Raw genomic sequence first — 6,719 nt, forward strand, 5'->3', positions numbered from 1 at the left:
TGCTCGCAATCGCAGAGAAAGAGTTTGATAGCAAGAACTATGAGAAGAGTGCACAGTTTTTCAATGAATTCTCAAATCATTTCCCAAATAATAAATCTAAAGATGATAAGTTTCTCTTCCAAGCGGGAGTTGCTTCTTTTGAAACTGGTAAGCATTATCAGTGGAGTGAAAAATACTTTAAAGACTTAGTTGAGAGGTATCCAACTTCAAAATTCTACCTAGGATCTAAGCTTTGGCTGGGAATGTCATATCTTAAACAAGGAAAGGAAAAAGAATTCTTCGCAGTTGTTGAGGAATTTAGAAAGAAATATAGAAACACACCAGAATGGAATATTTTAAGTGGGCACTATGAGAAGATCGTTCAAAAGTATAAATCTAATTAAGCTAGTACTATTGATTGCCCTTAGCTATACCGTCTTTGCAAAGGCACCTAAGGCAGTCGTAAATAGTGTTAAAGGTAATGTCTTTGTGACATCACATGGTCAAACTAAGAAGCTTGATCTTGGTGATTATATTTACGATTTTGACCAAATCTTTACTGAAGTAGGGGCACAGGTTTCATTTAATGATTATTATGATCATACTTACCACCTTTCAGGTTCAGCACATGCGACTATTCTAAATAAAATGATCGAATTGAGATCAGGTTATCTGTGGACTCAGTCTCATGAGAATTCTGAAAATCATTTTCATGTTCAAACTGTAAATGCAACAGTTTCTTATACTCATGGAGAGTTTGTTGTTTCATATGATTCTGAAAGTGGAAAGACACAACTTCTCAGTATTAAGGGGACACACCTCTTTAAGAATAATAATCATGAATTTTTAAAAGAAGAGATTAGTGCAGGTAAGTTTTCATTTATCATAGAGAACTATGAAAATGGAGCACCACGTGTACCAACTCCAATTGGCTCTAATGCTTACACTGCAGTTCTTTCTCTATTTGATGATATAAGACCAATGCAAAAGTCAAAGTCCGCCGTAGAGGAAATTGAAAAGTTTCCATCACGTCCAATGGAGAAGGCAGCGAAAGGTAGAATGGTCGCTTCTGTTGAATCTAAGGATAAGGCAACGGGTGGATCACTCATCATTTTACGAGAGAAAAAAGAAGATCGTTCTAAAAGAGACGATAGTCTTTTAAATTTCTACAAGTCTAAAGTAACAACTCTTGCAAAGAAGTATAAGAAAAAGCCTTATAAATTTAAGCCTGAATATAATAAGAAATCCAATGCTGTTGTAAAAGTTTATGGCGTGAAAAAACAAAGAGTACCGGCCTCAAAGAAGGTTACGATATACAAAGCAAAAGCTGAGAGCGCTAGAAAGCCAGCTTCTATGGTGGAGCTTAATCCTCAGGTAAAGGTCAAGACAAATGCCTTTGAGACTTCTCTTATGAAGGAGTACAAGAAACAAATGCGTCATTCAAATGAGATTAATAGCTTGATTAAAGAACTCAAGAGTTATGATCAAGATTATAATGAAGCTTACTAGTATTAGGTTGTCCTAATTATAATAGGCTAGATTTTTACGCTAAAAAAAAACTCATATCCTAGTTAAAATATAAGTGATAACAAGTATTTAAATAAATTTGTATGACTTATATTTAAACTAGGATTTTTTTATGTCTAAAGTACTCACTGACAATGCGCTTACTTATGATGATGTTCTCATCAGGCCAGGTTATTCGGAAGTTCTTCCACACGAGGCCAATCTTGAAACAAAATTCACAAGGAATATTACTTTAAGAATTCCTATTGTCTCTGCGGCAATGGATACAGTAACAGAATCTAAAACAGCAATCGTTATGGCACAAGAAGGTGGGATCGGTGTTATACACAAGAATATGCCAGCAGAACGACAAGCTTGGGAAGTAGAGAAAGTTAAGAAGTTTGAGTCTGGAATGGTGATGAATCCTATTACTGTTTCTCCAGATCTCTCTCTACATGAAGTTGTTAAAATCACTGAGAAGCATAAAATCACAGGTGTTCCTGTAGTTGATGAAAATGAAAATCTTGTCGGTATTTTAACAAGTCGAGATTTAAGATTTGAAACAAATCTCTCTCAAAGAGTCAAAGATATTATGACTCCTAAAGATCGTTTAATTACCGCAGAGTCTAGTGTCGAGCTGGAAGAGGCAAAGTCTATTCTTCACCAGCATAGGATTGAAAAACTTCCAATTGTCGATAGTGCAGGAAAATTACAAGGTCTAATTACAATCAAAGATATTTTGAAAAATATTAATTATCCTAATTCAAATAAAGATCAATTCGGGAGACTCCGAGTTGCCGCTGCGATTGGAGTTGGTGAAAAGGAAGTCAAAAGAGCAAAGGCGCTGATTGGTGCTAATGTGGATTGTATCGTTGTTGACACAGCTCATGGCCACTCTAAGGGTGTCATCGAAATGGTAAAGACAGTAAGGGCCCTTGTGCCTGAAGGACAGCAAGTTGATATTATAGCGGGGAATGTGGCCACAAGAAAAGCTTGTGAGGCCCTCATTGAAGCAGGCGTCGATGGTATTAAAGTTGGTATTGGTCCTGGATCAATTTGTACAACTCGTGTTGTTGCGGGAATCGGTGTCCCTCAGTTATCAGCAGTCATGGAATGTGCCTCTGTTTGTAAATCAGCGGGAATTCCGTTTATTGCCGACGGTGGAATTAAGTACTCAGGTGATATGGTGAAGGCCATCGCTGCTGGGGCAAGTTGTGTCATGTTGGGGTCAATGTTTGCTGGTTGTGATGAAACTCCTGGTGAAATGATTCTTTATCAAGGAAGAACATATAAGGTTTATCGAGGAATGGGATCTCTTGGAGCGATGAAGCTTGGTTCTAAAGATCGTTATGGTCAAGCCAGTGTTGAAGATAAGAAACTTGTACCAGAGGGGATTGAAGGACAGGTTCCATATAGAGGATCTCTCGCTAGTAATATCTATCAACTTGTTGGTGGACTAAGATCTGGTATGGGCTATGTCGGGGCACATAATATTGATGAACTTCAGGAGAAAGCGGAGTTTATTAAGATTACAGCAGCATCTTTAAAAGAAAGTCATCCACATGATGTGATGGTGACAAAAGAAGCTCCTAACTATCAATTAGATTAAGAAATACTTTATTAAGGAAGATAAATGAGTTTAAGACAAATTTGGATTGTAGACTTTGGTTCACAATACACTCAACTAATTACAAGAAAGTCTAGGGAGCTCGGCTTCTCTAGTGAGATTATCACAGTAAAAAAAGCTCGAGAGCTATTTGAAAGTGGTAAGAAACCAAAGGCCCTGGTTCTATCTGGGGGACCTCAGTCAGTTTTTGAAGATAAAAATGATTATAGTTTTGTCTTTGATAATACAGATCTTCCTATTCTAGGGGTTTGTTACGGAATGCAGTTAATGGGAAAATACTTTGGTGGAGTTGTTGAAAAGGGAACAATTGGAGAGTATGGACATGCAAAGATTCATACGACGAATAAGTTTCAAATGAATAATGTTCCCGATGAAGTTAATGTTTGGATGAGTCACTCAGATCATATTAGTGAGCTTCCAAAAGATTTTACTCTTGTGATGGAAAGTCATAATTCTCTTGTTGCCGCCATTAAGCATAACACACGACCAATATTTGGATTACAATTTCATCCTGAAGTTGAACACAGCGAGCATGGAAAAGATATTCTAAACTATTTCTTTGAAGATATTGCGGGGCTAGAACAAGATTGGTCAGCATCCGAGATGTTAGATGAGGCCAAAGAGCTTGTGAGAGGAGTTGAGAAATCTAAAGTTCTTTGTGCATTCTCTGGAGGAGTTGACTCATTAGTGGCAGCGCAATTGAGCCATGAAGTGATTGGAGACAATCTCTATTGCTTCTTTGTTGATCATGGACTTTTAAGACCACAAGATTATGGACATATTGAAACTCTAAGGCGTGAAACAGACCTTAATATTGAAATTGTTACTGTAAAAGATGATTTTCTTTCTAAGCTTGAGGGAGTTGATGACCCTGAAAAGAAGAGAAAGATTATTGGAAATACATTTATTGAAGTTTTTGAGAAGAAAGTTCACGAGTACGAAGAAAATCATGGCATTAAGTTTGATTACCTTTTGCAGGGAACTTTATATCCAGATGTTATTGAATCCATTTCTCCGCATGAGGAAGATGGACAATCTGTAACGATTAAGTCACATCATAATGTTGGAGGCTTACCAGAGAGAATGAAATTGAAACTTCTTGAACCTCTAAGATATCTCTTTAAAGATGAGGTAAGGGCCATTGGTGAGAAACTTGGTTTAAAACACCACTGGGTTCACCGCCACCCTTTTCCTGGACCAGGAATTGGGATTAGAGTTCTAGGTGAAGTAACAGATGAAAGAATTAGAAAGGTTCAAGAAAGTGATCAAATCCTATTTGAAGAACTTACTGAATCAAACCTCTATTCTTCAACTTGGCAGGCACTAACTGTTTTACTTCCTGTAAAGACAGTCGGTGTAAAAGGGGATGCTCGAGCTTATGAAGAAGTTATCTGTCTTAGAATGGTAAACTCTTCTGATGGTATGACTGCTACTTGGACTGATATGCCACATGAGTTTCTCTCCAAGGTTTCAAGTCGCATTACCAATGAAGTGGCCGGAGTCACAAGAGTTGTCTACGACATTACATCTAAACCACCAGGCACAATTGAGTGGGAATAATAAATGGCCATCTTTTGATGGCCTTTTTTGTGACCACTATTCTTGTCACTTAAATTATCAATAATCCATACTCTTTCAACGTGATATCAGTTAGATACACAAATATTTGCAATTGAATTAACAAGTTTTATCGAGATTCTTTACACTAATAGTTAAGGATTATTTAGAAGTTGACCGAAAAGCTTAGAGTTAAGGAGATGGCAATTAAAACACTGGTAATCACACTCACATTCTTATTTAGTTCGGTAAGTACCTTTGCTTTCACAGGGGAAGTTATGCCGGCCCAAATTCGTATTCTTCATAATGAATTTAAAGATAAGTATTGTGACTCAGATGGTTTTAATCCTGAGCAGTTATCAAGTCTTTGGAATAATCTATCGGCACTTAATTGTTCAACACAAGATACAGACGAGAAGTTTTGTAGTTGTGTAAATAAGCTTGAAGTTGATGAGTCAGAGCAAGAAGGTTTAAAGAAATTTTCAGAAGAAGTTAAAAACTCTGTAAAAACTCAAATTCGTAAGAAAGCAATCATGTGGGACCGTAAGAATAACCATGGTGATGTTGCTCAGCTTGAGCTCATAAACTATTTTCAAGAAATTATTGGGGATAAATCAGCTTGTATTGATCCGAACTCTAACCCTAAAATGAAAAGATATTTAAAGGGGTTGAGTCGAACAGACCGTAAGCCAGCAAATGTGAAGTTTAGAAGTTTATCTAATGACGAAAAGTTAAAGCATTTATCTGATCTTTTTTCAAAGAGATATTCTTATGATGTTAGCAGTTATCGCGTAATTCAATCGACTCCAATTGATGGAGAACTTGATATGAGAGACCCAAATTCTGTGGCAAGTAGGACAAGTGGTAATGGTCTTGATCAGCTAGGACGCTATGCTCCTGCTGTCGCCTTGGTTGGAATGACTCTACAACAGCATGAGAACTCATTTCTTGTAAATGACTTATTACTTGGGGAAAGATTAAGTTCTAGAAATAAAAGGGACATGCTCGTATCTGAAACTACTGAGACGATATCGGCTGAGTACTCAGCTTTTCTGGAAAAACCTGGAGCCAGAGAAAATAAAAAACAAGTCTTAAAAGAAGTATTACTTAATTATGTTAAAGGAAAGTGTCAGGAGTTAAACAGGGAAATCGCAGCTATTGATCCTGATAGTCAATCTTCAAAACATAAATATGAAGATTTCGTAGAGGTTAAATATTCAGAGTTACTTGAAGAAAATGATAAAGGAAACCTTGATAAGCTAAGATCATACTTTGCAACAAATAGAGAAGAGTATATTAGAGGAAAGGGTCTTGACGGAAAAAGTAATGATCTTGAGGTTCTCGATTTAAAGTTTAAGTATAATATTGCTTTTTGTAGTGTCAGGTCTGACTTTGATCTTCTTAGTCGAAATTTAGCTAATACGGTTAAGGCCAGTTCTGATCAATTAACGGAGCTTGCATCTAAAAGAGTTCAGTTAGATGATCAGTATAATGAGCTACAAGCTGAACTTGAGAATGTCAGACATTTTGCAAAATCTTGTATGGAGCATGAAAATATCACTGGCGTTGAGTGTGTTGATCTATTGACCGATCAAGTTGCACTTGAAAGAAGTTTAGAAAGGATCAAGGCAGAAAAAGCAGTTCTAATGGTTCAATTAGAAAAAGCAGCAGGTGGTAAGACTGAAGCTGCTGTCTTTATGACACAGATGGGATTTAGTAATGTTGCAGAAGTTGATACTACATATATTGACGAGAATGGTGCATTTGCTTCAAAGTCGAATGAAGAAATCCTTACAGAACATAAAGAGGCAGTGAAAAGAGGTCGAGAAAAGGCTAGAGGTTCATTTCTTTATGATCATATGTCAGCAAAGGCAAAAGAGGATCATGTACAAGTTTTAAAAGATAAATTAAACGTAGTCTCTAAGGATTTATCAAATTACAAAGATACATCTTCTAGTGAATATGTCTTAAATACAATTGAAGAGAAGCTAGAAAGAAAGCCAGTAGAGCCGACTTCACAGGACATCGCTAAAGCTCAAGCAATATATAA

The 6,719-nt window shown here is 36.7% G+C and carries 5 protein-coding genes; all 5 read left to right on the forward strand.

Going from position 1 to position 6,719, the window contains the following annotated elements:
• A partial coding sequence (locus M901_RS10395) for a tol-pal system YbgF family protein (RefSeq protein WP_021278157.1) occupies positions 1 to 383 on the forward strand: 383 nt, incomplete at its 5' end.
• Positions 349 to 1,488 carry a hypothetical protein gene (locus M901_RS10400; RefSeq protein ID WP_034721751.1) on the forward strand — a complete coding sequence of 380 codons (1,140 nt, stop codon included), beginning with the start codon at positions 349 to 351 and terminating at the stop codon, positions 1,486 to 1,488. The genes M901_RS10395 and M901_RS10400, both read left to right, overlap by 35 nt.
• A gap of 130 nt (positions 1,489 to 1,618) precedes the next feature.
• Entirely contained in the window at positions 1,619 to 3,094 is a 1,476-nt protein-coding gene (guaB, locus tag M901_RS10405; RefSeq protein ID WP_021278159.1) for an IMP dehydrogenase, read from the forward strand.
• A gap of 24 nt (positions 3,095 to 3,118) precedes the next feature.
• On the forward strand, positions 3,119 to 4,672 hold the full coding sequence (gene guaA / locus M901_RS10410) for a glutamine-hydrolyzing GMP synthase (RefSeq protein ID WP_021278158.1): 1,554 nt from the start codon (positions 3,119 to 3,121) through the stop codon (positions 4,670 to 4,672).
• 197 nt (positions 4,673 to 4,869) lie between these two features.
• Positions 4,870 to 6,719: hypothetical protein (locus M901_RS10415; protein WP_157679955.1), on the forward strand; the 1,850-nt coding region annotated here is incomplete at its 3' end.

The sequence above is a fragment of the Bacteriovorax sp. DB6_IX genome, assembly GCF_000447775.1.
In the GTDB taxonomy this organism is placed as follows: domain Bacteria; phylum Bdellovibrionota; class Bacteriovoracia; order Bacteriovoracales; family Bacteriovoracaceae; genus Halobacteriovorax_A.